The organism is Rhodococcus sp. NPDC060086 (assembly GCF_042730275.1).
Lineage (GTDB): Bacteria > Actinomycetota > Actinomycetes > Mycobacteriales > Mycobacteriaceae > Rhodococcus.
The window spans coordinates 1-24,919 of the sequence record NZ_JBHWWZ010000008.1 but is presented as its reverse complement, the minus strand read 5'-3'; the positions used below and the strand labels follow the sequence as shown (position 1 = coordinate 24,919).

At 65.6% G+C, this 24,919-nt stretch carries 21 protein-coding genes and 3 tRNA genes; 9 read left to right on the top strand and 15 right to left on the bottom strand.

The window, feature by feature from the left end; all coding sequences use genetic code 11:
* Positions 1–15 precede the first annotated feature (15 nt).
* Entirely contained in the window at positions 16–2,208 is a 2,193-nt protein-coding gene (locus ACFWB0_RS07195) for an RNA degradosome polyphosphate kinase (protein WP_378489751.1), read from the top strand.
* An 11-nt stretch (positions 2,209–2,219) separates the two neighbouring features.
* Positions 2,220–3,233: an NUDIX domain-containing protein gene (locus ACFWB0_RS07190; RefSeq protein WP_378489750.1), complete on the top strand. Its 1,014-nt coding sequence runs from the start codon at positions 2,220–2,222 to the stop codon at positions 3,231–3,233.
* Positions 3,234–3,382: 149 nt separating this feature from the next.
* Here ACFWB0_RS07190 and ACFWB0_RS07185 read toward each other — a convergent pair whose 3' ends face one another.
* From ACFWB0_RS07185 to leuC, 3 genes are all read right to left on the bottom strand, one after another.
* Positions 3,383–4,126 (bottom strand): HU family DNA-binding protein, encoded by a 744-nt coding sequence (locus ACFWB0_RS07185; protein WP_378489749.1) that lies wholly within the window; start codon positions 4,124–4,126, stop codon positions 3,383–3,385.
* A gap of 168 nt (positions 4,127–4,294) precedes the next feature.
* Positions 4,295–4,891: a 3-isopropylmalate dehydratase small subunit gene (gene leuD, locus ACFWB0_RS07180; protein ID WP_378489748.1), complete on the bottom strand. Its 597-nt coding sequence runs from the start codon at positions 4,889–4,891 to the stop codon at positions 4,295–4,297.
* Between the two features lie 24 nt (positions 4,892–4,915).
* Positions 4,916–6,334 (bottom strand): 3-isopropylmalate dehydratase large subunit, encoded by a 1,419-nt coding sequence (gene leuC, locus ACFWB0_RS07175; protein WP_378489747.1) that lies wholly within the window; start codon positions 6,332–6,334, stop codon positions 4,916–4,918.
* A 129-nt stretch (positions 6,335–6,463) separates the two neighbouring features.
* Here leuC and ACFWB0_RS07170 point away from each other — a divergent pair, with 129 nt between their 5' ends.
* The 4 genes from ACFWB0_RS07170 (at position 6,464) to ACFWB0_RS07155 (ending at position 8,596) form a co-directional block, all read left to right on the top strand.
* A complete protein-coding gene (locus tag ACFWB0_RS07170) occupies positions 6,464–7,165 on the top strand; it encodes an IclR family transcriptional regulator (protein ID WP_378489746.1) in 702 nt (233 codons plus the stop codon).
* Positions 7,166–7,242: 77 nt separating this feature from the next.
* Positions 7,243–7,818 carry an SDR family oxidoreductase gene (locus ACFWB0_RS07165; RefSeq protein ID WP_378489745.1) on the top strand — a complete coding sequence of 192 codons (576 nt, stop codon included), beginning with the start codon at positions 7,243–7,245 and terminating at the stop codon, positions 7,816–7,818.
* Positions 7,819–7,848: 30 nt separating this feature from the next.
* The gene (locus ACFWB0_RS07160) at positions 7,849–8,361 is read left to right on the top strand and encodes a pyridoxamine 5'-phosphate oxidase family protein (protein ID WP_378489744.1); all 513 of its coding nucleotides are present in this window, start codon (positions 7,849–7,851) and stop codon (positions 8,359–8,361) included.
* A gap of 67 nt (positions 8,362–8,428) precedes the next feature.
* Complete coding sequence (locus ACFWB0_RS07155) at positions 8,429–8,596, top strand: DUF5302 domain-containing protein (RefSeq protein WP_378489743.1); 168 nt, start codon at positions 8,429–8,431, stop codon at positions 8,594–8,596.
* Between the two features lie 51 nt (positions 8,597–8,647).
* On the opposite strand, the gene ACFWB0_RS07150 is transcribed toward ACFWB0_RS07155, so the two are convergent.
* The 5 genes from ACFWB0_RS07150 to ACFWB0_RS07130 all read right to left on the bottom strand — a co-directional run bounded on the left by ACFWB0_RS07150 (position 8,648) and on the right by ACFWB0_RS07130 (position 11,595).
* Positions 8,648–8,720, bottom strand: a tRNA-Glu gene (locus ACFWB0_RS07150).
* 90 nt (positions 8,721–8,810) lie between these two features.
* Positions 8,811–8,886, bottom strand: a tRNA-Glu gene (locus ACFWB0_RS07145).
* Positions 8,887–8,971: 85 nt separating this feature from the next.
* Positions 8,972–9,043: transfer RNA gene (locus tag ACFWB0_RS07140), tRNA-Gln, on the bottom strand.
* A gap of 218 nt (positions 9,044–9,261) precedes the next feature.
* Positions 9,262–10,734 carry a glutamate--tRNA ligase gene (gene gltX, locus ACFWB0_RS07135; protein WP_378489742.1) on the bottom strand — a complete coding sequence of 491 codons (1,473 nt, stop codon included), beginning with the start codon at positions 10,732–10,734 and terminating at the stop codon, positions 9,262–9,264.
* Between the two features lie 84 nt (positions 10,735–10,818).
* Positions 10,819–11,595, bottom strand: a complete 777-nt coding sequence (locus ACFWB0_RS07130) for a fumarylacetoacetate hydrolase family protein (RefSeq protein ID WP_378489741.1) — start codon at positions 11,593–11,595, stop codon at positions 10,819–10,821.
* Positions 11,596–11,707: 112 nt separating this feature from the next.
* Here ACFWB0_RS07130 and ACFWB0_RS07125 point away from each other — a divergent pair, with 112 nt between their 5' ends.
* Positions 11,708–12,883: an MFS transporter gene (locus tag ACFWB0_RS07125; protein WP_378489740.1), complete on the top strand. Its 1,176-nt coding sequence runs from the start codon at positions 11,708–11,710 to the stop codon at positions 12,881–12,883.
* Between the two features lie 50 nt (positions 12,884–12,933).
* On the opposite strand, the gene ACFWB0_RS07120 is transcribed toward ACFWB0_RS07125, so the two are convergent.
* The 7 genes from ACFWB0_RS07120 to ACFWB0_RS07090 all read right to left on the bottom strand — a co-directional run bounded on the left by ACFWB0_RS07120 (position 12,934) and on the right by ACFWB0_RS07090 (position 22,161).
* The gene (locus ACFWB0_RS07120; RefSeq protein ID WP_378489739.1) at positions 12,934–13,944 is read right to left on the bottom strand and encodes a 3-isopropylmalate dehydrogenase; all 1,011 of its coding nucleotides are present in this window, start codon (positions 13,942–13,944) and stop codon (positions 12,934–12,936) included.
* 78 nt (positions 13,945–14,022) lie between these two features.
* Positions 14,023–15,615 carry a phosphoglycerate dehydrogenase gene (serA, locus tag ACFWB0_RS07115; protein ID WP_378489738.1) on the bottom strand — a complete coding sequence of 531 codons (1,593 nt, stop codon included), beginning with the start codon at positions 15,613–15,615 and terminating at the stop codon, positions 14,023–14,025.
* Between the two features lie 146 nt (positions 15,616–15,761).
* Positions 15,762–16,715 carry a hypothetical protein gene (locus tag ACFWB0_RS07110; RefSeq protein ID WP_378489737.1) on the bottom strand — a complete coding sequence of 318 codons (954 nt, stop codon included), beginning with the start codon at positions 16,713–16,715 and terminating at the stop codon, positions 15,762–15,764.
* A gap of 111 nt (positions 16,716–16,826) precedes the next feature.
* A complete protein-coding gene (locus tag ACFWB0_RS07105) occupies positions 16,827–18,566 on the bottom strand; it encodes a SulP family inorganic anion transporter (protein WP_378489736.1) in 1,740 nt (579 codons plus the stop codon).
* Between the two features lie 105 nt (positions 18,567–18,671).
* Positions 18,672–19,673 carry a ketol-acid reductoisomerase gene (gene ilvC / locus ACFWB0_RS07100; RefSeq protein WP_378489862.1) on the bottom strand — a complete coding sequence of 334 codons (1,002 nt, stop codon included), beginning with the start codon at positions 19,671–19,673 and terminating at the stop codon, positions 18,672–18,674.
* A 50-nt stretch (positions 19,674–19,723) separates the two neighbouring features.
* The gene (ilvN, locus tag ACFWB0_RS07095; RefSeq protein ID WP_378489735.1) at positions 19,724–20,227 is read right to left on the bottom strand and encodes an acetolactate synthase small subunit; all 504 of its coding nucleotides are present in this window, start codon (positions 20,225–20,227) and stop codon (positions 19,724–19,726) included.
* A complete protein-coding gene (locus ACFWB0_RS07090; RefSeq protein WP_378489734.1) occupies positions 20,224–22,161 on the bottom strand; it encodes an acetolactate synthase large subunit in 1,938 nt (645 codons plus the stop codon). Before ACFWB0_RS07090 ends, ilvN begins: the two co-directional genes overlap by 4 nt.
* Positions 22,162–22,425: 264 nt before the next feature.
* On the opposite strand from ACFWB0_RS07090, the gene ACFWB0_RS07085 reads away from it, so the two are divergent.
* Positions 22,426–22,932 carry a PH domain-containing protein gene (locus ACFWB0_RS07085; RefSeq protein ID WP_378489733.1) on the top strand — a complete coding sequence of 169 codons (507 nt, stop codon included), beginning with the start codon at positions 22,426–22,428 and terminating at the stop codon, positions 22,930–22,932.
* Between the two features lie 122 nt (positions 22,933–23,054).
* On the top strand, positions 23,055–24,896 hold the full coding sequence (gene ilvD / locus ACFWB0_RS07080) for a dihydroxy-acid dehydratase (protein ID WP_378489732.1): 1,842 nt from the start codon (positions 23,055–23,057) through the stop codon (positions 24,894–24,896).
* The last annotated feature ends 23 nt before the right edge of the window (positions 24,897–24,919 follow it).

Here is a 24,919-nt window from a genome sequence, read left to right as displayed (position 1 = left end):
TGCAACAATGAAGTAGTGACCCACGGCCATACCACCGACTCGAACGTCGGACCCGAAGATGCAGTCCCGGCCCGCGCCGTTACCCGGCCGGTGCGAGGCACCGCCACACCCGCTGCACCGCCCGCCGCGGCCGAGCATCGCGCACTCAGCACGGATGGGCTCCCCGCGGACCGTTATCTCAACCGGGAACTGAGCTGGCTCGATTTCAATGCGCGTGTGCTCGCCCTCGCGGAGGACAAGTCGATACCTCTTCTCGAGCGAGCAAAGTTCCTTGCGATCTTCGCATCCAATCTCGACGAGTTCTACATGGTGCGCGTCGCAGGCCTCAAACGCCGCGCGGAAACAGGGCTGTCGGTACGATCCGCCGACGGCCTGTCACCGAGGGCACAGCTCGCACTCATCGCCTCGAGCACACAGGAACTCGCCGGCCGTCAGGCCCAGGTCTTTCTGGAGTCGGTGCTCCCGGCCCTTGCCGCCGAAGGTATCTCGATCATCCGTTGGTCCGATCTGGACGAGCACCAGAAGGTACGGTTGACCCGATATTTCGCCGAGCAGATCTTCCCCGTCCTCACGCCGCTTGCCGTCGATCCCGCTCATCCGTTCCCGTACATCAGCGGGTTGAGCCTGAATCTCGCTGTCACCGTGAAGGACCTCAATTCCGCGGGAGAGCATTTCGCGCGTGTGAAGGTTCCCGACAACGTCGGCCGCTATATCCGGGTCGACCAGGTCGACGCTTCCACCGCGATCCCGGCCTTCCTTCCCCTCGAGGAACTGATCGCAGCGCACCTCGACGTTCTGTTCCCCGGAATGGAAGTCGTCGAACACCACGCGTTCCGGGTCACGCGTAACGCGGATTTCGACGTCGAGGAGGATCGCGACGAGGATCTGCTGCAGGCCCTCGAACGCGAACTCGCGCGTCGCCGTTTCGGTTCTCCGGTGCGCCTCGAGGTGTCCGACGACATGACCGAGCACATGCTCGAATTGCTGTTGCGTGAGCTCGATGTCGATCCGTCGGACGTGGTGCAGCTGCCGGGTCTGCTCGATCTGTCCAGTCTCTGGCAGGTACATGCCGTGGACCGCCCGGATCTCAAGGACGCTCCGTTCGTACCTGCAACGCATCCTGCGTTCGGCGAACGTGAAACCCCGAAGAGCGTGTTCTCGACGCTGCGCGAAGGTGACGTGCTCGTCCATCACCCGTACGAGTCGTTCTCGACGAGCGTGCAGCGATTCATCGAGCAGGCCGCCGCCGACAGCCAGGTGTTGGCGATCAAGCAGACGCTGTATCGCACTTCCGGCGACTCCCCCATCGTCAACGCGCTCATCGCCGCCGCCGAGGCAGGCAAGCAGGTCGTCGCACTCGTCGAGATCAAGGCGCGGTTCGACGAGCAGGCGAACATTCAGTGGGCGCGGAAGCTCGAGCAGGCGGGCGTCCACGTGGTGTACGGACTGGTGGGTCTCAAGACCCACTGCAAGACCTCACTCGTGGTTCGCCGTGAGGGTTCCACGATTCGGCGTTACTGCCACATCGGCACCGGCAACTACAATCCGAAAACTGCTCGGCTGTACGAGGATGTGGGGCTGCTCACGTGTTCGCCCGAGATCGGCGCCGACCTGACCGATCTGTTCAACACTCTCACTGGCTACTCCCGAAAGGCGCAGTACCGCAATCTCCTCGTCGCTCCCCACGGAGTACGCAAGGGCATCATCGAGCGCATCGAACGCGAGGTCGAGCATCATGCGATGGGCAAGCCCACCGGAATTCGCCTCAAGGCCAACGCACTCGTCGACGAGCAGGTCATCGACGCGTTGTACCGCGCGTCGTGTGCAGGTGTCTCCGTGGAGATCGTCGTTCGCGGTATCTGTGCACTCAAGCCGGGTGTTCCGGGACTGAGCGAGAACATCACCGTGCGATCGATTCTGGGACGCTTCCTCGAACATTCACGCCTGCTCCATCTCCGTGGCAGCAACGAGTTCTGGATCGGCAGTGCCGACATGATGCATCGTAATCTCGACCGCCGCGTCGAAGTGATGGCCCAGGTGAAGGATCCCCAACTCTGCTTGCAGCTGGGTCAGATCTTCGACTCCGCGCTGGATCCCGCAACCCGCTGCTGGACCTTGGAATCCGACGGTGCCTGGTCCGCGAGTCCTGCGCCGGGGTCCGCCGCACGGGATCATCAGGTCGAACTCATGCGGATGCGCACCTCGTGAATGGAGAACAGGTGACCGAAACGTCGAGTACATCATCGCCCAAGGACATTTTCGCGGCGGGAACGGTGCTGTGGAGACCTGGTCGGAGTGGCATCGAGATCGCCCTGGTGCACCGACCGAGATACGACGATTGGACCCTGCCGAAGGGCAAGCTCGATCCTGGGGAGACGGCGATCGTTGCGGCGCTCCGGGAAACCGAGGAGGAGACCGGTTTCCGAGCGGTGCTCGGGCGCGGCCTCGGTAGGGTCGTGTATCCCGTGTCTGGTACCGGGGCGAGCGAAGCGACGGGAAAGGCCACCGGGGCGAGCGAAGCGACGGGAAAGGCCACCGGGGCGAGCGAAGCGACGGGAAAGGCCACCTCCCAACGCAAGTTGGTCGATTACTGGGCGGCGCGGTGTGAGTCCGGCGAATTCGTCGCGAACGAGGAAGTGGATGTCCTCCGATGGGTTTCGCCCGACGCTGCTTTCGGCGAATTGTCATATTCGATGGACCACACGGTGTTGCGCCGATTCATGGAGTTGCCGGCTGATACCCGGACGGTGCTCGTGGTGCGGCATGCGAAAGCCGGTAGTCGCAAGGCCTACCAGGGTGATGACCGGGACCGCCCACTCGAGGACAAGGGGGTGGCCCAGGCCGCGGCGCTGGCGCCCCAGCTGTCTGCTTTCGGTGCCGATGCCCTTTTTTCCCCGGACCGCGCCCGGTGCATCCAGACGATCGAACCGCTCGCCGATCTCCTCGACCTCGACATCGCGCTGGAACCTTCGCTGTCCGAAGAAGACTACACAGCCGACCCCGCGCTCGCCCACAAGCGGATCGCGGACATCATCGAGAACGGGGAGGTCCCCGTCTTGTGCAGTCAGGGCGGTGTGATTCCGAATCTTCTGCAGTGGTGGTCGGAACAGTGGGGATTCGATCTGCCTGAGGGGCGTACGCGCAAGGCGAGCACGTGGGTTCTGTCGTTCGACGATGGGCGACTGGTGGCGGCCGAGTACATCGACAGTCCCTTGGCTGCCGATCAAACCTGAGCACTGTCGGGTTTCGAGCACTGCCAGGATCGAGCACAGCGAAACCGGTCTCGCCTACATAAAACACACTTTCGGCGGCTACCGGAGATTCCGGTAGCCGCCGAAGTACTCGGCCCGCAGTACACGGGTCGGTCAGATATCGAGCAGACCTACTTCTTGGCCGCGGTCTTGCGAGCCGTGGTCTTCTTGGCCGGAGCCTTCTTGGCCGCCGTGGTCTTCTTTGCCGCGGTGGTCTTCTTGGCCGCGGTGGCGGTGGTCTTGGCCGGAGCCTTCTTTGCCGCCGTGGTCTTCTTGGCCGCGGTGGCGGTGGTCTTGGCCGGAGCCTTCTTTGCCGCCGTGGTCTTCTTGGCCGCCGTGGTCTTTGCCGCGGTGGTCTTCTTGGCCGCGGTGGCGGTGGTCTTGGCCGGAGCCTTCTTTGCCGCCGTGGTCTTCTTGGCCGCCGTGGTCTTCGCCGCGGTGGTCTTCTTGGCCGCCGTGGTCTTTGCCGCGGTGGTCTTCTTGGCCGCCGTGGTCTTCTTCGCAGCAGTCTTCTTCGCAGCCTTCTTCGCGGCAGCGGACTTCTTCACTGCTGCAGCGGCACCGCGCTTGACGGCCGGGCCACTCGCGGGAAGCTTCTGCGTTCCAGCGATGACTGCCTTGAACTGAGCACCCGGGCGGAATGCCGGAACCGACGTCGGCTTGACCTTGACGGTCTCGCCAGTTCGCGGGTTTCGAGCAACACGAGCCGCGCGACGACGCTGCTCGAACACACCGAATCCGGTGATGGTGACACTGTTGCCGGCATGCACGGCGCGAACGATCGCGTCGACGATGTGCTCGACAGCCTCCGTTGCGGTGCGCCTGTCCGAACCGAGCTTCTCGGTCAGAACGTCGATCAATTCTGCCTTGTTCATTGATTTCCTCCGCATATCACGGTCCACCGTCAGACCGACTCGAGTCCACGGTAGCCCCGCAAACGGTCAAGAGTCTATGTGCCACGCCAATTCTCATGCAAATACATGGGCGGGCCCGAGCCGAAAAGCGCTTCGACTCGGGCCCGAATAGCCTCCCGGAGGCCTTTTTCAGGGCGCCGGAAGGGTGCGTGGTTTCCAAGAAGGCCTTGCCTTCTCGTACTCGGAAACCGCTTCTACCTGGCGCAATGTCAGCCCGATGTCGTCGAGGCCCTCGATCAGACGCCACCGCGTGTAGTCGTCAATGGTGAACGGCACCACGGTTGTTCCGGCGGTCACAGTTCGGTTCTCCAAACTCACTTCGAGTTCGAGTCCCGGCTGCTGTTCGATGAGTTTCCAGAGCAATTCGACGTCGTCCTGGCCTACCTGAGCGGCGAGCATTCCGGCTTTTCCGGCGTTGCCGCGGAAGATATCGGCGAAACGTGACGAGATCACTACCCGGAAACCGTAATCGGACAGAGCCCAGACGGCATGCTCTCGGGAGGACCCTGTTCCGAAATCCGGGCCGGCAACGAGGACGCTGCCGCGATCGAACGGCGGGGTGTTGAGGACGAATGCCGGGTCGGTGCGCCACCCGGCGAACAGTCCGTCCTCGAATCCCGTGCGGGTTACTCGCTTCAGGTACACCGAGGGGATTATCTGATCGGTATCGACATTGGATCGGCGCAGCGGAACGCCGATGCCCTTGTGAGTGGTGAAGGCTTCCATCGAATTCTCTCCTCGTCCCGTGCTCTAGTCCAGATCCGCCGGGGCGGACAGCGTGCCGCGAACGGCAGTGGCGGCGGCCACAGGTGGGGACACGAGGTGCGTTCGCCCACCTTTGCCCTGGCGGCCTTCGAAATTGCGATTCGACGTCGATGCGGAACGCTCGCCCGGCGCAAGCTGATCGGGGTTCATGCCCAGGCACATCGAACAACCGGCCTGACGCCACTCTGCACCTGCCGCAACGAAGATCTCGCCGAGACCTTCGGACTCGGCCTGAGCACGAACCCGCATCGATCCGGGAACAACGAGCATCCGAACGCCCTCAGCGACCTTGCGGCCCTTCAGAATGTCGGCGACCGCGCGCATGTCCTCGATGCGGCCGTTGGTGCACGACCCGACGAACACGGTGTCGATCTTGATCTCTCGCAAGGGCATACCGGGCTCGAGGTCCATGTAGCGCACGGCCTTCTCGGCTGCGTGACGCTCCGTCTCGTCGGCGATCTCGTCCGGTACCGGCACCGACGCGCCCAGCGGAAGACCCTGACCCGGGTTGGTTCCCCACGTGACAAAAGGAGTCAGCACGCTGGCATCGATGTGTACCTCGGCGTCGAAAACTGCGTCCTCGTCGGTCTTCAGCTGCTCCCACGCGGCCACCGCGGCATCCCAGTCGGCGCCCTGCGGTGCATGCGGACGTCCCTTCAGGAACTCGTAGGTGATCTCGTCGGGCGCAATCAACCCGGCTCGTGCGCCGGCCTCGATCGACATGTTGCAGATGGTCATACGAGATTCCATCGAGAGCCCACGGATGGCCTCGCCGCGGTACTCGAGCACGTAGCCCTGTCCGCCTCCGGTACCGATCTGCGCAATGATCGCGAGAATCAGATCCTTGCTCGTGACTCCCGCCGGCAGCTCGCCGTCGACGTTGATCGCCATCGTCTTGAACGGCCGCAGCGACAACGTCTGGGTCGCCAGTACATGCTCGACTTCGCTGGTGCCGATACCCATCGCGATCGAGCCGAACGCACCGTGAGTGGCGGTGTGGCTGTCGCCGCACACCACCGTCATACCGGGCTGGGTCAATCCGAGCTGCGGCCCGACCACGTGCACGATGCCCTGCTCGAGGTCTCCCATCGGATGCAACCGCACGCCGAATTCTTCACAGTTGCGGCGCAACGTCTCGACCTGCGTGCGCGACACCGGATCAGCGATAGGTTTGTCGATGTCGATCGTCGGGACGTTGTGGTCCTCGGTCGCTATCGTGAGATCGAGACGCCGCACTCCTCGCCCTGCCAGCCGCAGACCGTCGAACGCCTGCGGGCTGGTGACCTCGTGTACGAGATGCAGGTCGATGTAGATCAGGTCGGGCTCACGCGCCGCTCCCTCTCCCTCACCGCGCACAACCACGTGCTGGTCCCACACCTTTTCTGCCAGAGTCTTTCCAGCCATTCTCTCCACCTGTCGTACGTGCCGTACGCGAACCCGGATCTCGGGGCCGTCCGAGTCGCGTCTGGTGCCGTTTCCGCCGCAAACCGGATGCGCTATGCTTCCCAATATGCGAGACGGAGGTATCGACCTATGAGACAGCATAGCGGGATCGGGGTGCTGGACAAAGCGATGACGGTCCTCCATGCGGTGGCCGAGCAACCGTGCAACCTCAACGAGTTGTGTGCGCGCACCGGGTTACCGCGCGCGACAGCACACCGCCTCGCGGTCGGACTCGAGGTCCACCGCCTGCTGATGCGCGACGGCGACGGCCAATGGCGGCCGGGCCCCGGCCTTGCCGAACTGTCCGCAGGCGCAGGCGATGCGCTCGTCGAGGCAGCCTCTCTCGTCCTCCCCCGGCTGCGCGAGATCACCGGGGAGAGCGTGCAGCTGTACCGCCGGGACGGCACCCAACGCGTCTGCATCGCCGCTCTCGAACCTCCGACCGGCCTGCGCGACAGCGTGCTCGTCGGCGCACGCCTGCCCATGACCGCCGGATCCGGAGCCAAAGTCCTGCTCGCGTGGGCCGATACGGCCACCCAACGCACCCTGCTCCCGGATGCCGCATTCGGGGAGCGCGTGCTCTCCGAGGTCCGCCGACGCGGCTGGGCGCAGAGCGCAGCCGAGCGCGAACCCGGCGTCGCCTCCGTGGCCGCGCCCGTGCGCGACGGCAATGGCGCGGTGGTGGCAGCGATCTCGGTCTCCGGCCCCATCGACCGCATGGGCCGCCGACCGGGCGCCCGCTGGGCCGCCGACCTGCTCGCGGCCGCCGAGGCATTGCACAAACGTTTGTAGTCCGCCGAAATTCGCTTGCATTCTGCACATCCATACCGCTCCATCGGCGCCATGTATCCCCTGGGCCCGAAGGCCGCGTGGCAGTCGTGACCGGCGTGGCCGTCACCGCGGTATCGGTTGTGCGATCGCCCGTAAGCTCGTGGCGGCAGGCGCACGTCTTCGTCACCCATTTCCGCGATCACGATCTCGACCAGCCGTGGGGAGCAGACGATCTCGACGCGGTGGTGTCCGAGACAGGGCGACCGACGCGTTCGGACACGTGGACATCCTGGTGTGCAACCACGCCCACAGCGGCAGCGACGGCGCACTGCTCGAACTCGACACCACAACGTTGGACGTCCACTGGCAGGTGGACGCACGGTCGGTCTTACTTCTCACTGCCGCATTCGCCCGTCGCCGACGAATTGCTCGAGCGGAAGATTCTGCTCAATGCTGTCAATCCGGGTCCGGCGAACACGGGATACCTGTCCCCCGACACGCGCGACCGTGACGAAGAGACACTCCGGGCAGTGCTGGAGGCGTTTCCTCAGAAACGATTCGGCCAACCCGACGACCCTGCGAGACTGATCGCGTGGCTCGTCTCGGACGAGGGCAGATGGGTCGTGGGTCAGGTCATCGATTCGGAGGGCGGCCTCCGACGGTCGCGTTGGTGACCTGTTGCGAGGTGTGTCACAGTTCTGCCCATGGGAACGAACCGCCGAGCAGAGATCGCAATGACCGAGCCGGAAGTCAGCGACTTCCTCCACCACAGCCGCGTGGCCACACTCGCCTCGCTGGGACCGCAGGGTACACCGCATCTGGTGGCCATGTGGTACGCCGTGCTCGGCGGCGAGATCTGGTTCGAGACGAAGGCGAAATCGCAGAAGGTCGTGAATCTCCGTCGCGACGATCGCATCACCGCACTTGTCGAAGCCGGCGACACCTACGATCAATTGCGCGGCGTTTCGATCGAAGGTCGCGCCCGGATCGTCGAAGATCACGACGTGCTGTTCGACGTCTGCCGAGACGTCTGGGAGCGCTACACCGGCCCGTACACGGACGAGATGCGCCCCGCCGTGGAACAGATGATGCACAAGAGGGTGGCGGTACGCGTGGTGCCACAACGCGTTCGGTCCTGGGACCACCGCAAGCTCGGCATACCCGCCATCGCGCTCGGTGGCACGACCGCCGCGTATCTACCGCGCGCCGATCGTTGACGTCGAAATTCACGCGACAGGCCGGCACCCGCCGCGCTACATTCACCAACAGGAGGGAGGTACGAACATGACCGACCCGGCAAAAGAACGCATCAAAGAAGAGTTCCTCGCGGCACTCGAACGCAAGAAGCAGAGCAAGGGCAGCGGAACCGCGCATCTCGACGCGACGTCGAAGGCCAACGGGCCGCACGCCAACACAGACCACCATCGTCAATTCCGGCGCAAGAGTGGCTGATCATGAGAATGAAGAAGACCCTCCGGGTTTCCGGAGGGTCTTCTTTCGATGTAGCCCCGATGGGATTCGAACCCACGCTACCGCCGTGAGAGGGCGGCGTCCTAGGCCGCTAGACGACGGGGCCAGGAACTTGCCCGGGCTCGATCGGCCCGTTTCCGGAGATCGAACCCTACAGAAGAAGAATCCCTCCGACCCGAAAGTCGGAGGAGATCCATGGTAGCCCCGATGGGATTCGAACCCACGCTACCGCCGTGAGAGGGCGGCGTCCTAGGCCGCTAGACGACGGGGCCAGGATCTTCTTCTGTTTGCGCTTCCCGAAGGAAGCTCAGCCAGCCTAAACTGACCGGGATGCGATAGCAAACCACCGCATCGCAGCTGGGGTACCAGGACTCGAACCTAGAATGGCTGAACCAGAATCAGCTGTGTTGCCAATTACACCATACCCCAATGGTCTGTTCCTTCGGCCTGCGCTGTTCGCGCTCGGCCTCCGTTCCGAACCGAGAAGAAGATTAACACCATGGGGGTACAGAACTACAAATCGCCTGGTCAGCGCTATAAGTTCGTGCGGCTCCGACCCGGCCGGTCACCCGGCGCGGAAGCGAGGGGGCACCCGCCGTGATGGCGAGCGCCCTCCTCGTAGCGTGACCCGATCAGGACAGGTCCAATCAGGCGATGGTGGCGCGAGCGTCCCGCAGACGCGCGAGCGACCGCTCGCGACCGAGCAGTTCCATCGACTCGTAGAGCGGCGGGCTCACATGCGAGCCCGTCACGGCGACACGAACGGGCGCGAACGCCTTCCGTGGCTTGAGGCCCAACTCGTCGATCAGCTTCGCCTTGAGCGCCCCCTCGAGCTCCGGGGTGGTCCACGCGTCGAGGCCCTCGACCGCCGCGATCGTCGCGTCGAGGACCGCGGCGGCATCTTCCTTGAGGTTCTTCGCCGCGGACGCCTCGTCGAGTTCGAAGTCCGCCTCGTCGACGAACAGGAACTTCAGCAGACCCCATGCGTCACTGAGGACGACGATGCGGGTCTGGACGAGGTCGGCCGCCACAGCGAAGAGCTGATCGTCCACATCCGCGGTGATGTGCCGGTGTTCGACGAGGAAGGCCTTCAGGCGCGCCGCGAAGTCTGCGGGCTCGAGCAACCGGATGTGCTCGGCATTGATCGCGTCGGCCTTCTTCTGGTCGAAGCGGGCCGGGTTCGAGTTGACCTTGGAGATATCGAATGCGGCGACCATCTCGTCGAGTGAGAACACGTCGCGGTCGTCGGCGAGCCCCCAGCCGAGGAGCGCGAGATAGTTGAGCAGCCCTTCCGGAATGAATCCGCGGTCCCGATGGAGGAAGAGGTTCGATTCCGGGTCGCGCTTGGACAACTTCTTGTTGCCCTGGCCCATCACGAACGGCAGGTGCCCGAACTCGGGAGTGAAGTCGGCCACGCCGATGCGCTGCAGTGCGGAATACAACGCGAGCTGACGGGGCGTCGAGGAGAGCAGATCCTCACCGCGCAACACATGGGTGATCTTCATCAGGGCGTCGTCGACGGGGTTGACGAGCGTATACAACGGGATGCCGTTGCCTCGGGTGAGCGCGAAGTCGGGCACGGTGCCCGCCTTGAATGTCGTCTCACCGCGCACGAGGTCGTTCCAGCGCAGATCGTCGGCAGGCATCCGGAGTCGCACGACCGGCTTGCGGCCTTCGTCGAGGTAGGCCTGCCGCTGCTCGGCGGTGAGGTCGCGGTCGAAGTTGTCGTATCCCAGCTTGGGGTCGCGACCGGCCGCTTTGTGCCGCCCCTCGACCTCTTCCGGGGTCGAGAACGACTCGTACGCCTCACCGGCCGCGAGGAGCTTCGCGACGACGTCGAGGTGCAGATCCCGTCGCTGCGACTGACGGTATGGCTCGTACGGGCCGCCCACCTCTGGCCCTTCATCCCATTCGAGCCCGAGCCAGCGCAACGCGTCGAGTATCGCCTGGTACGACTCCTCACTATCCCGGGCCGCATCGGTGTCCTCGATACGGAAGACGAATGCCCCGCCGTGGTGTCGTGCGAATGCCCAGTTGAACAGGGCGGTACGCACGAGGCCGACGTGCGGGGTACCGGTCGGGGACGGACAGAAACGGACGCGAACTTCGCTGGTGGTCATCGGCTCACTCGGGTCGAGGGACGGGATATCAAGACCCTCTCAGGTTAGTCTCCGACCACACCGCAGGAACGGCGGACCGACAGCTCAGGCGCCCTTCGTCACCACGGGGTTGGTGAGCGTGCCGATCTTCTCGACCGTGACCGAGACGGTGTCGCCGGCTTCGATCGGACCGACGCCCTCCGGCGTGCCCGTGAGGATCACGTCGCCCGGCAGCAATGTCATGACCGCCGAGACCCATTCCACGAGTGCCGGAATGTCGTGCACCATCATCGAAGTGCGGCTGCGCTGACGAGATTGCCCGTTGACCTCCGCAGAGATCTCGAGGTCGGAGGCGTCGAGGTCGGTTTCGATCCAGGGGCCGAGAGGGCAGAACGTGTCGTGCCCCTTGGCGCGGGCCCACTGACCGTCCTTCGCCTGATGGTCGCGGGCGGACACATCGTTGGCGACCGTGTACCCGAGGATCGCTTCGCGTGCCTTCGCCGCGGTGACGTCCTTGCACGGTCGTCCGATGACCACCGCGAGCTCTGCTTCGTGGTGCACCACCGAGGAGTTCCGCGGAATCACGATGGGCACGCCGGGACCGATGATGGACGTGTTGGGCTTGAGGAAGATCACAGGCTCGTCGGGCACCTCGTTGCCCGACTCCGCCGCGTGGGCCGCGTAGTTGCGCCCGACCGCGATCACCTTGCTCGCAAGGATCGGTGCGAGCAGCCGCACATCCGCGAGTGGCCAGCTCCGGCCGGTGAAGGTGGGAGTGCCGAACGGGTGCTCGGCGATCTCCTTGGCGATCACGGAGTCCCCCTCCCCTTCGATGCTGACGAAAGCGACACCGTCCGGACTTGCGATTCGACCAAGGCGCATGCGGCGAGTCTATCGGGCGCCGACTCTCCCCGATCGACGCGCAGGCCCTCTCGGTATAGAGTTCCCCCCAAGTTTCAAACTACGGGATCACATTCTCAGATAGTGAGATTTCATGGATACACTCACCATCGGGAACCGACGATGGCTGATCCTCGCGCTGGGTGTCTTCGCCCAGACCGCGCAGGCAACAGTGGTCAACGGTGCCGCATTCCTCATCCCGACCTGGCACAACGAGGCCGGATTCACCCTGACGCAAGCGGGAACCCTCGCCGCTGCACCGCTGTTCGGCGGAATGTTCACCCTCGTCGCATGGGGCGCCGTTGCCGATCGCTTCGGCGAACGCCTCGCCCTGTCCGCCGGCATGGCGATCACCGCCGCCGCGGTCACAGGCGCGACCTTCACCACGTCACCGGCCGCCCTCGCGGTGCTGCTCGCGTGCGGCGGCGCCGGCGCGGTGAGTGCCAACGCCGCCAGCGGACGCGTGGTCGTCGGCTGGTTTCCGGTGCATCAGCGCGGGCTCGCGATGGGCATTCGCCAGATGTCGGTGCCACTCGGGGTTGCAGCCTCCGCGCTGGTCATGCCGCAGCTGGCGCGTGACCACGGAATCGCTTGGGCCCTGGCATTTCCCGCGATCGTGTGCGGCGTCGCTGCTGTTGCGTGCGCGGTCGGGATCGTCGACCCGCCACGTCCTGACAGGGCCGAGGCCGCGCGCACCGGAGCGTTGGCGAATCCGTACCGGGCCGGCTCTGCGCTGACCCGCATCCACGTCGCATCGATCCTGTTGGTGATTCCTCAATACGTCGTGTGGACATACGCATTGGTGTGGTTGATCGTCGACCGCGGCTGGGACGAGACCGGTGCCGGACTGGTGATCACCGCGGCACAAGTCCTCGGCGCGCTCGGCCGGGTCGCCGTGGGAGCGTGGTCGGATCGCGTCGGGAGCAGGTTGGGTCCGCTGCGGATCGTGTCGATGATCACCGCGATGTCCATGGTGGCGCTCGCGGCGACCTCGCTCACGGACTCCCCCGTCGCCGTTGCCGTGCTGCTCGTCGCGTCGGTCGCCTCGTCGAGTCCCAACGGCCTTGCGTTCACCGCCGTCGCCGAGATCGCCGGACCGTATTGGGGTGGTCGGGCGCTCGGCGTCCAGAACACCGGCCAGTTCGTCTTCGCCGCCGCTGTGGGCCCGGTGTTCGGTGCTCTCATCGCCGCGGTCGGCTTTCCCGCAGCGTTCGCGCTCTCCGCAATCGCCCCTGCGGCAGCGGTACCGGTGGTGCCCGGACAGGACTGACGTCGTGCGCGGTTCCGGTAGTGCGTGCTACCGGAACCGCGCACCGGTGATCAGAGTGCGGCGGTGATACGGTCGCCGATCTCGGTGGTCACGATCGGCGAATCACCGCGCGAGGCGAGATCCGCCTCGACGGCAGCCTCGACGCGCGCTGCGTCCTCGTCGCGGCCCAGGTGGCGCAGCAGCAGCGCGGTGGACAGGATCGCGGCCGTCGGGTCGGCGATACCCTTGCCTGCGATGTCCGGTGCGGAACCGTGAACCGGTTCGAACATCGACGGATTCGTTCCGGAGGCATCGATGTTGCCGCTGGCGGCCAGGCCGATACCTCCGGTGACTGCGCCTGCGAGGTCGGTGATGATGTCGCCGAACAGGTTGTCGGTGACGATGACGTCGAACCGGGACGGGTTGTCGACCATGTAGATGGTCGCCGCGTCGATGTGGCAGTACGCCGTCTCGACCTCCGGGAAATCCTTGCCGACGGTCTCGACGGCGCGGGTCCAGATCGCGCCGGCATTGGACAGCACGTTGGTCTTGTGGATCAGCGTGAGGTGCTTGCGGCGGGTCTGCGCGAGCTCGAACGCGTAGCGCACGACACGCTCTGCGCCGAACCAGGTGTTGACCGACACCTCGGTTGCGATCTCGTGCGGTGTACCGACGCGGATCGCGCCGCCGTTGCCCGTGTACGGGCCCTCGGTGCCCTCGCGCACCACGACGAAGTCGATGTCGGGGTTCGCAGCGAGCGGAGACTTCGACCCCGGGTACAGCCGTGAGGGACGCAGGTTGACGTGGTGATCGAGCGCGAAGCGCATGTTCAGCAGGAGGCCACGTTCGAGGATCCCGGGAGTGACCGACGGGTCGCCGATCGCGCCGAGCAGGATCGCGTCGTGCTCGCGGATCGCGGCGAGGTCGGCTTCGGGGAGCAACTCACCCGTCTCGTTGTAGCGGCGCGCGCCGAGGTCGTATTCCGTGGTCTCGAGATCCGCAACCAGCTTGTTCAGGACTTTCAGCGCCTCGGCCGTGACCTCGACACCGATGCCGTCACCGGGGATGACCGCAAGTTTCATTTTCTGTGCTCTCTTCCTGTGCGACAGTGGCCGCGACCGTGCAGACGGTCGCGGCCACCGAACGGTGCAAAGCGATGATCAGGACAGGTCGACCTGCGCGACACGTGCCTCAAGCTGGTCGACGATCTGCGCGACCTCCGCGTCGGCGACGACGCGCTCGACGCGCAGGATCACCGTCGCGCCGGGGCCTTCGGCGTCCTGGCTGAGCGCGGCTGCCTGGATGTCGATGCCCGCGTTGCCGAGGACGGTGCCCAGCGTGCCGAGGACGCCGGGTCGATCCTGGTAGTGCACGATGAAGTTGTGTCCTTCGGCACGCAGGTCGAAGCTGCGTCCGTTGATGTTGACGATCTTCTCGACCTGCTGCAGGCCGGTCAGAGCGCCCGCAACGGTGGTGATGCCACCGTCGGCCGCCACAGCGCGCACCTCGACGGCGCTGCGGTGGGTCTGCGCCTCGCTGATGCTCTCGACCTCGATGCTCACGCCGCGCTGCTCGGCGAGCTGCGGGGCGTTGACAAAGGTGACCGGCTCGTCACTGCTGGCCGAGAACAGGCCCCGGAGCGCAGCGAGACCGAGGATCTCGACATTCTCGACGGACAGCTCACCGCTCGCCACGACCTGCACGTTCTGCACGGCCTCGGGCGAAAGGGTGCCTGCGAGCAGGCCGAGCTTGCGGACGAGTTCGAGCCACGGCGCGACCTCCTCGCCGACCGGGCCACCGGAGACGTTGACGGCGTCGGGGACGAATTCACCGGCGAGAGCCAGGAGGACACTCTTGGCGACATCGGTGCCGGCGCGATCCTGCGCTTCGGCGGTCGAGGCGCCCAAGTGCGGGGTGACGACCACGTTGTCGAGGTCGAAGAGCTTCGAATCGGTGCAGGGCTCGGTGTTGAACACGTCGAGTCCGGCGGCGCGGACCTTGCCCGAGGTGAGCGCGTCGTACAGCGCGTCCTCGTCGATGAGACCGCCACGGGCAGCATTGACGATGATGACACCGTCCTTGGCCGTGGCCAGACGCTCGGCGTTTATCAGACCTGCGGTTTCCTTCGTTTTCGGCAGGTGCACCGAGATGAAGTCGGCGCGCGAGACGAGCTCGTCGATATCGACCAGTTCGATGCCCAGCTGCGCGGCGCGTGCAGCGGGCAGGTAGGGGTCGTAGGCGATGACGTGGGTCTCGAATGCGGCGAGGCGCTGGGCGAAGAGCTGACCGATCCGGCCGAGGCCGACGACACCGACCGTCTTGCCGAGGATCTCGGTGCCATTGAAGCTCGAGCGCTTCCAGGTGCGCTCGCGCAGCGTGCGGTCGGCGGCGGGCACCTGGCGGGCGGCCGACATCAGGAGCGCGACGGCGTGCTCGGCGGCAGAGTGGATGTTCGAGGTGGGAGCGTTCACGACCATCACACCGCGCTCGGTGGCGGCGGCGATGTCGACGTTGTCGAGACCCACACCTGCGCGGCCGACGATCTTCAGCTTCGGAGCGGCGGCGAGGACCTCGGCGTCGACGGTCGTGGCCGACCGCACCAGCAATGCGTCCGCGTCGGGCACCGCGGCCAACAGCGCCGGGCGGTCCGGGCCGTCCACCCAGCGCACCTCGACTCCGTCGCCGAGGGCATCGACGGTCGATTGCGCAAGCTTGTCGGCGATCAGGACTACTGGACGGCCATTCTGGCTCACGTGCAAACTCCCTGTGTCGTGTATGTGGCGAGTAGTCGACGGCGCGGGCACCTGACGGTAGGCGTGTTCAAGCCGCGACCGCCCATAGTTTAGTGCCCCGGCGGTCTTCGCGGGCCTACGGGGATGCGGCAGCTACCCGCCGGTACTCACTGGAATGACACGAACACCGGTTTCGGCTCGATGGCCATGGTCTGTTCCGGCGTGAAGGTGGGCAGATCCTCGTCGTAGAAGTTCTTCCATGCCATGTGGATCTGCGGTGGCAGGCCACTCTGCAGTGCGCCCCACGTGTCGAATTTCTGCGCCGGGGTGCCGTGCCCGTCCGCGTGAAGGACCACCGAGACCTCCGGTCGACCGGCGTCGACGAACTCACGACCGGTGATCATCGAACTGCGGAACTGATGGAGAACGAGCATCTTCTGTGGCAGATCGTGCCGCTGCACGAGGTCGGCCAGGTATGCCACCACTTCGTTGATCTCGGCCGAATCGACGGAACCGATCTGCACCATGTGCTGCTGACCCGGCGCCAGTCGCCATTCCGGGTCCAGTGCGAGACCGACATTCGGCCGCGCGAGGAATTCCTCGTAGATCCGGGCCTGCTCGAGAAAATGAGTGTGACCGGGTTGCAGATCCAGGACGACGTACACGCCTGCGGCCTCGGCCTCATCGATCACGGGCCGCAACTGCTCCGGCGATGTGATACGCGAAAAACGCCCGTCGGTACCGGAATCGGCGGATGCGATGCTCGCGATGATCTCGAATGCGGGCAGCACCGGTTCCGCCGAGAACGGTTGGTACTGTGCCGCGAGGTCGCGCACCCTTGCGATCGCGCCAGCGGTGTCCTGCTCACCGAAGGCACCGAGCGCGGGCCCACTGGGATGGCCGTACAACGCAACGAATCTCCTGTCGGGAAACAGGTTTCGTCCTCCTCCGAACAATTCCGATCGTGCAGGAGGAAGCAGATCGCCGAGCGCGGGGACCTCGACACCGGGAAGCACGATACCTGGGACCGTGGGTTGCGCGTGGGCGGTGACCGTTGCGCCACCCATACACACTGTCGCCAGAATCGCCGCCACTGCCGCTACCCTCGGATTCCATCCCATGGCGATACCGTAGGGGGCGTACCCCACAGGGGTGTGCTGCCACACCAACCCCACCGGTCACAATTCGGACACTTCGCGCCGTACCGATCATTCCTCCCCCGAGAACGCCGTTCAGTCGACGACATCGCGCGGCGGTGCATCCACATCACGACGGTCGATGTCGTCGTTGCGGTGCCGAAACGCGATGACCGCGGTGCGGACGGTCGGATGGAAACGTTCCACCTCGAAGCGACCCTCGGCGGCCATTCGATTCAACCGATCCTTGACGGGACCCTTCATTGCCGCGAAGCCGAGCCGGATGCCCTTGCGCTCGAGATATCCGTCGAGTTCCTCGATGGCCTCCACCGCCGTGGTATCGAGATCGGTGATCGGCTCGGCGGCGAGAACAACCCACTCCACCGGTTTTTCGGCGTCGCGCACGAGGTCTCGGACGTACCGGGTGAGGATCGCTCCGTTCGCGAAGAACAACGGTGCGTCGAACCGCACCAGGACCAGTCCATCGACCCGATGCCCCTCGGGGTGCCGTTCCACATCGTGATAGCCGGCGACGTCGGGCAATTCGACGAGTTCGGTGCGGTATGGCTGCCAGGCGCGCACGACCACGACGATCAGGGACAGTCCGACGGCGACGAGTACGCCTTGCAGCACTCCCGCCAATGCGACACCGGCGAATGCGGCGACAGAAAGCCCGAATTCGACCTTGCTCACCTTCCACAGATGCCGCACTGCACCCAGGTCGATCAGAGAACTCGCCGCGACGATCACGACCGCCCCGAGCGCCGCTTGCGGGAGGTAGGCGGTCAACCCCGGCACGACCAGCAGGAACAGCAGCACGGCCAGGGCGCCGACCACGCCCACGAGTTGCGTACGACCCCCGCTCTCTTCGACGACCGGAGTGCGACTGCCGCTACCGCACACCGGAAATCCACCCGTGACCCCCGCAGCGACATTCACCACACCCAGCGCGCGCATCTCCGAACTGCCGTCGACGTGCTCGCCGTGCCGCATCGCGAAGGCGCGGGACAGGACCGCGGTGTCGGCGAACGCGATCACAGCGATCGCGACTGCAGCGCCGAATAGTTCGACGACATCTCCCCACCCGACACCGCCCAGCGCGGGCGCCGGAAAACCCTGAGGTAGTTCACCGACCATCGCCATCTCGTCCGTCAGGGAGAACACTGCCGTCGCCGCGACCGCGCCGACGACCGCGATCAGGACACCCGGGATAACGGGAACGAATCTCCGAGCGGCGACGATGACAGCAATGGACCCGGCACCCATCAGGAACGCGGACAGGTGCACGCCGTCTTCGAACACGTCGTCGACGACATCCGCGATCTCGGCGAGCACACCGGATTCGTCGTCCTCGGTCCCCACCAGCAACGGCAGCTGACCCACGATGACGATGACCGCGATCGCATTGAGGAAGCCGATTCGAATCGGGTTGGAGAGCAGTTCGGTGATGAACCCGAGGCGCAGGATCCCCCCTAGCATGAGGATCACGCCGACCAGTACGGACAACACCCCGGCGAGTGCAATCGCACGCTGCGGGTCACCCTCTGCGGCGAGCGGGATCACCGCTGCAGCGATGAGCGGCGCGAGGGCGGAATCCGGTCCGAGCACGAGGATCCGTGAGGGGCCGACCACTGCATACACGAGCATCGGCACGATCGTCGCGTACAGGCCGGTGTATGGGGGCAGGCCCGCCGCCTGGGCGTACCCCATTCCTGCCGGCACGAGCAGCGCACTGAGGGCGAGTCCGGCGCCGATGTCGCTCCGCAACCAACCGCGCTGGTACGTGCGTGCGGTAGCGATCCCGGGGAGTCGACCCAGCCCGGTCCAGAGCGACATTCACCCAGTATCGCTCTCGGCAGGCCGGGAGGAGAGTGGTCCGCGAACGCCGGAGGCCCGGTACACCGTGAGGTGTACCGGGCCTCCGGAAGAAGTCCGAACCGACTATGCGGTTTCGGTGATCGGGCGATCGACCCAGCTCATCAGGTCGCGCAGCTTCTTGCCGGTGACCTCGATCGGGTGCTCGGCGTTGGCCTTGCGCAGGCCTTCGAGCTCGGTGTTGCCGTTCTCGACGTTGGCGACGAGGCGACGGGTGAACTCGCCGGACTGGATGTCCGCCAGGATCGCCTTCATGCGCTCCTTGGTGTCGGCGTCGATCACGCGCGGGCCGGAGAGGTAGCCACCGAACTCCGCGGTGTCGGACACCGAGTAGTTCATGCGGGCGATGCCACCCTCGTACATGAGGTCGACGATGAGCTTGAGCTCGTGGAGAACCTCGAAGTAGGCCATCTCGGGGGCGTAGCCCGCCTCGACCATGACCTCGAAGCCGATCTTGACGAGTTCCTCGGTACCACCGCAGAGCACAGCCTGCTCGCCGAAGAGGTCGGTCTCGGTCTCTTCCTTGAAGGTGGTCTTGATGACGCCGGCGCGGGTGCCGCCGATGCCCTTGGCGTAGGACAGCGCAAGCGCCTGGCCTTCACCCTTCGGGTCCTGATCGATGGCGATCAGAGCCGGGACGCCCTTGCCGTCGACGAACTGGCGACGCACGAGGTGGCCGGGGCCCTTCGGCGCGACCATGCCGACGGTGACATTCTCCGGAGCCTTGATCAGGTCGAAGTGGATGTTCAGGCCGTGTCCGAAGAACAGCGCGTCGCCGTCCTTCAGGTTGGGCTCGATGTCGTTGGTGAAGATCGACGCCTGAGCGGTGTCGGGAGCGAGCACCATGATGACGTCGGCCCACTCCGACACCTCGGCCGGGGTGCCGACGGTCAGGCCCGCTTCTTCGGCCTTGGCCCGCGACTTGGAGCCGTCCTTCAGGCCGATGCGAACCTCGACGCCGGAGTCGCGCAGGCTCAGCGAGTGCGCGTGTCCCTGGCTGCCGTATCCGATGACCGCGACCTTACGGCCCTGGATGATCGACAGGTCGGCGTCGTCGTCGTAGAACATCTCGACTGCCACAGTGGTTACCTCTTTCAGGAAATATGGGTGTGTTCAGGCTAACGGGTAGCCGTGATGGACTTCGGACCGCGTCCGACCGCCACGACTCCGGACTGCACGATCTCGCGGATGCCGTGCGGTTCGAGCATGCGCAGCAACGCGTCGAGCTTCGACCGCGTGCCGGTGGCCTCGATGGTCAGCGATTCGGGAGACACGTCGATCACCTTGGCGCGGAACAGGTTCACTGTCTCGATGACCTGTGAGCGCACACTGGCATCGGCCCGCACCTTGATCAGCAGAAGTTCGCGGGCAACGGAGGCCTCGTCCTCCTGCTCGACGATCTTGATGACGTTGACGAGCTTGTTGAGCTGCTTGGTGACCTGCTCGAGCGGGAACTCGTCGACCGTCACGACGATCGTCATCCTGGAGATCTCCGGAACCTCGGTGCCACCGACAGCGAGCGATTCGATGTTGAAACCACGCCGCGAGAACAACGATGCGACTCGGGCCAGCACGCCCGGCTTGTCCTCGACGAGGACGCTGAGGGTGTGGCTCGTGCTCACTTGTTTTCCTCCTCGGCCGCAGCCTGCTCGCTGCGCGCATGGTCACGCTCGATGGTCTCGTGGACCACGGTGGGGTCGTCGGCGGCATCCTCGTCGAACAACGGACGGATGTCGCGGGCCGCCATGATCTCGTCGTTGCCTGTGCCCGCCGCGACCATGGGCCACACCTGGGCGTCCTTGCCGACGATGAAGTCGATGACGACGGGCCGGTCATTGATGGCCTGCGCCTGGCGGATCGCGTCCTCGACGTCTTCCTCGCGCTCGACGCGGATGCCGACGCAGCCGAGAGCCTCGGCCAGCTTCACGAAATCGGGGATACGCAGGCTGTGCGTGGACAGATCGGTGTTCGAGTACCGCTGTTCGTAGAACAGTGTCTGCCACTGACGCACCATGCCGAGGTTGCCGTTGTTGATCAACGCAACCTTGATCGGCACACCTTCGACCGCGCAGGTCGCGAGTTCCTGGTTGGTCATCTGGAAGCAGCCGTCGCCGTCGATCGCCCAGACCTCCGCCTCGGGCCTACCCATCTTGGCGCCCATCGCGGCAGGCACGGCGTAGCCCATCGTGCCGAGACCACCGGAGTTGAGCCACGTACGCGGCTTCTCGTAGTCGACGAACTGTGCGGCCCACATCTGGTGCTGGCCGACGCCGGCGCAGTAGATCGCGTCGGGTCCGGCGAGCTTGCCCACGGCCTGGATCACGTACTGCGGCGACAGGGTGCCGTCGGTGTGCCGGTCGTAGGACAGCGGGTATGTGCTGCGAAGGTCGTCGAGGTAGACCCACCATTTGGTGTAGTCGAGCGTGGTGCCCGTCGCGAGGTCGGCGCGAACTGCTTCGAGCAGGTCGACGATGACCTCCTTGCAGTCGCCGACGATCGGCACGTCGGCGTGCCGGTTCTTGCCGATCTCCGCCGGATCGATGTCGGCGTGGATGACCTTCGCGCCGGGTGCGAAGGTGTCGAGCTGGCCGGTGACGCGGTCGTCGAACCGGGCACCGAGGGTGATGAGCAGGTCGCTCTTCTGCAGCGCCCCCACGGCAGCGACGTTGCCGTGCATACCGGGCATGCCGCAGTGCAGTTCGTGGCTGTCGGGGAACGCGCCGCGCGCCATGAGCGTGGTGACCACGGGGATGCGGGTCAGTTCGGCGAGTTCGAGCAGCTCGGCGGACGCGTCGGCCTTGATCACACCGCCGCCGACGTACAGGACGGGGTTCTTGGCGTCGGCGATGAGTCGCGCGGCTTCACGGACCTGCTTGCCGTGCGGCTTGGTGACCGGACGGTACCCGGGCAGGTGCATCTCCGGCGGCCAGCTGAACGTGGTCTGTGCCTGCAGGATGTCCTTGGGGATGTCGACGAGGACGGCGCCCGGGCGGCCCGAGGACGCCAGGTAGAACGCCTCGGCGAGGATGCGCGCGATGTCGGCGCCGTCGGTGACGAGGAAGTTGTGCTTGGTGATGGGCATGGTGATGCCCGAGATATCGGCTTCCTGGAAGGCGTCCGTTCCGATGAGCGGGCGTCCGACCTGGCCGGTGATCGCCACGATCGGGACCGAATCCATCTGGGCGTCGGCGAGCGGGGTGACCAGGTTGGTCGCGCCCGGGCCGGACGTGGCCATGCACACACCGACCTTGCCGGTGGCCTGGGCGTATCCGGTCGCGGCGTGGCCGGCACCCTGCTCGTGACGGACGAGCACATGGCGCACGCCCTTCGAATCGAACAGCGGGTCGTACACGGGAAGGATCGCACCGCCGGGAATACCGAAGACCGTGTCGACCTCGAGCTCTTCGAGAGCCCGGACTACCGCCTGGGCTCCGGTGACCCGTTCAGGGGCTACCGAGCGTCGGCCGGCGGGCTGCGTCGCGGCAGCTGCGGTAGTCGGGGTGGCAGACCCCGGCTTCCGCGGCGAGGGTTGAGGTCGTGCGGTTGGTGCGCTCACTACGAATTCCTCTGATTCTGACTCCGGGCAACAAAAAACCCTCGTCAGCATTGTGCTGTACGAGGGTGGCGCGTCGTGGGCGAGTTGCTATAAGCGGCTCAGGCGACGACGCGCCGGCCGATTACGAGCAACCCATTCTGATTCACGCGCTCGACGGTAGGCGCGTGGAGTACGAACAGTCAACTTGGTACGGTCACTGTCCCAGAATGTGAGATGCCATGGCTGCGATGAGAAGATGGTGAGGTGTCATCTCCACAGCAGCCCGTGCCACCGGCCCCATCCTCCCACACTCCCGAACCGACGACGCAGATCATCCAGATCTCGCGGCTCTCATTCCTCGCATGCGGGCTTCTGTTCCTCGCGGTGCTTTCCCCCGCGATGGCATGGCCCGCCGCATTCTCGTGGATGTTGGTGATCCCACTCCTGGTCGTCGCCTGGGTACTGCGGGTACGCACCGTCGTCGGCCCCGACGGCATCGTCGCTCGCGCGACGTTCACCACGACGACGGTCGGCTGGGATTCACTGAAGGGCATCCGATTCCCCAAGCGCGGATGGGCGCGCGCGACCCTCACGGACGACACCGAGGTTGCGCTTCCCGTCGTCACTTTCGGGCGTCTGCCGCAACTGGCCGAAGCCAGCGGCGGACGTATCACCGACCCGTACGCGGCCGCTCGCGAAGCACAACTGGCCGAAGCGGACAAGGAATCGAACGACGCCGACGTGATATCCGATACACCTGCCGACACCGAGTCGGATCCCGACACGAAGTAGCACGCGGGTAGATTCGATCCTGCTGCGCCCCTGTACCGCCGCGCCCTGTACCGCCAGAGCCCGGCAGTCGGGCGCGTCAGGTCACCGCGCCGCACCACCAGCCCCGTCAAGGAAGTCAGCCCATGCCCCCGTTGAGGTCACGCACCACCACCGTCGGACGTAATGCAGCCGGCGCGCGCTCCCTGTGGCGCGCCACCGGCCTGACCGATTCCGATTTCGGCAAGCCGATCGTCGCCATCGCGAACTCGTACACCCAGTTCGTCCCCGGGCACGTACACCTCAAGGACGTCGGCGACATCGTCGCCGAAGCGGTACGGGCCGCCGGTGGCGTCGCGCGTGAATTCCACACGATCGCCGTCGACGACGGCATCGCCATGGGCCACGGCGGAATGTTGTACTCGTTGCCCAGCCGCGAGATCATCGCCGACTCCGTCGAATACATGGCCAACGCGCACACCGCCGACGCACTCGTGTGCATCTCCAACTGCGACAAGATCACACCCGGAATGCTCAATGCGGCCATGCGCCTGAACATCCCGACGGTGTTCGTCTCCGGTGGCCCGATGGAGGCAGGCAAGGCCGTGGTCGTCAACGGGGTGGCACAGGCACCCACCGACCTGATCACCGCGATCTCCGCGTCCGCGAGCGAGGAAGTCGACGACGCCGGTCTCGACGAGGTCGAGCGCAGCGCGTGCCCGACGTGCGGTTCGTGCTCGGGCATGTTCACCGCGAACTCGATGAACTGCCTCACGGAGGCACTCGGGCTCGCGATGCCGGGCAACGGATCGACGCTGGCGACCCACGAGGCGCGCCGCGCCCTGTTCGAGCGAGCGGGCACCACCGTCGTCGAGGCGGCTCTCCGCTACTACCGCGATGAGGACGAGTCGGTCCTGCCCCGCAACGTCGCCACCCCGGCGGCGTTCCGCAACGCGATGGCACTCGACGTCGCCATGGGCGGTTCGACCAACACGGTGCTGCACGTCCTGGCAGCCGCGCAGGAAGGTGAGGTCGACTTCGATCTCACGACGATCGACGCGATCAGCCGCAAGGTGCCGTGCCTGTCGAAGGTCTCGCCGAACTCCGATTACCACATGGAGGATGTGCACCGGGCCGGCGGCATCCCCGCGATCCTCGGCGAACTCCGTCGCGGTGGCCTACTCGAAACCGACGTGCACACCGTCCACACCGAGAGCTTCGACCAGTGGCTCGACGACTGGGACATCCGCTCCGGCAAGACCACGGACGAGGCACTCGAACTCTTCCATGCCGCTCCCGGTGGAGTGCGCACCACCGAGCCGTTCTCGACGGACAACCGGTGGTCGTCGCTCGACACCGATGCTGCGGGCGGCTGCATTCGCGACGTCGAGCACGCCTACACCGTCGAAGGTGGACTCGTCGTGCTGCGCGGCAACATCGCTCCGGACGGCGCGATCCTCAAGACCGCGGGCATCGATGAGGACCTCTTCCACTTCGAAGGCCCCGCGCTCGTCGTCGAATCCCAGGAGGAGGCCGTCTCGGTCATCCTCGGTAAGAAGGTCAAGCCCGGCGACGTCGTCGTCGTGCGATACGAGGGGCCGGCCGGAGGTCCGGGCATGCAGGAGATGCTGCATCCCACGTCGTTCCTCAAGGGTGTCGGCCTCGGCAAGGTGTGCGCACTGATCACCGACGGACGCTTCTCCGGTGGCACGTCGGGTCTGTCGATCGGCCACGTCTCCCCCGAGGCAGCCTCGGGGGGTGTCATCGGCCTGATCGAGAACGGCGACCGGATCCGCATCGATGTCGCCACCCGCGCACTCGAGGTGCTCGTCGACGACGACGTTCTCGCCGAGCGTCGCGCGAAGATGGAGGCCTCCGAGCGTCCGTGGCAGCCCCTCGACCGTGAGCGCACGGTCTCCAAGGCATTGCGCGCCTACGCAGCGCTGGCCACGTCGGCAGACAAGGGCGCGGTCCGGCAGGTGCCGTAAACCGTTCCGCGAGAGAACAGGCC

Coding starts and splice junctions, on each gene's coding strand:
- ACFWB0_RS07185 (WP_378489749.1), bottom strand. CDS start 4,126: ATGAACAAGGCAGAATTGATCGACGTTCTGACCGAGAAGCTCGGTTCG.
- leuD (WP_378489748.1), bottom strand. CDS start 4,891: ATGGAAGCCTTCACCACTCACAAGGGCATCGGCGTTCCGCTGCGCCGA.
- leuC (WP_378489747.1), bottom strand. CDS start 6,334: ATGGCTGGAAAGACTCTGGCAGAAAAGGTGTGGGACCAGCACGTGGTT.
- ACFWB0_RS07170 (WP_378489746.1), top strand. CDS start 6,464: ATGAGACAGCATAGCGGGATCGGGGTGCTGGACAAAGCGATGACGGTC.
- ACFWB0_RS07160 (WP_378489744.1), top strand. CDS start 7,849: ATGGGAACGAACCGCCGAGCAGAGATCGCAATGACCGAGCCGGAAGTC.
- ACFWB0_RS07155 (WP_378489743.1), top strand. CDS start 8,429: ATGACCGACCCGGCAAAAGAACGCATCAAAGAAGAGTTCCTCGCGGCA.
- gltX (WP_378489742.1), bottom strand. CDS start 10,734: ATGACCACCAGCGAAGTTCGCGTCCGTTTCTGTCCGTCCCCGACCGGT.
- ACFWB0_RS07130 (WP_378489741.1), bottom strand. CDS start 11,595: ATGCGCCTTGGTCGAATCGCAAGTCCGGACGGTGTCGCTTTCGTCAGC.
- ACFWB0_RS07125 (WP_378489740.1), top strand. CDS start 11,708: ATGGATACACTCACCATCGGGAACCGACGATGGCTGATCCTCGCGCTG.
- ACFWB0_RS07120 (WP_378489739.1), bottom strand. CDS start 13,944: ATGAAACTTGCGGTCATCCCCGGTGACGGCATCGGTGTCGAGGTCACG.
- ACFWB0_RS07110 (WP_378489737.1), bottom strand. CDS start 16,715: ATGGGATGGAATCCGAGGGTAGCGGCAGTGGCGGCGATTCTGGCGACA.
- ACFWB0_RS07105 (WP_378489736.1), bottom strand. CDS start 18,566: ATGTCGCTCTGGACCGGGCTGGGTCGACTCCCCGGGATCGCTACCGCA.
- ilvC (WP_378489862.1), bottom strand. CDS start 19,673: ATGTTCTACGACGACGACGCCGACCTGTCGATCATCCAGGGCCGTAAG.
- ilvD (WP_378489732.1), top strand. CDS start 23,055: ATGCCCCCGTTGAGGTCACGCACCACCACCGTCGGACGTAATGCAGCC.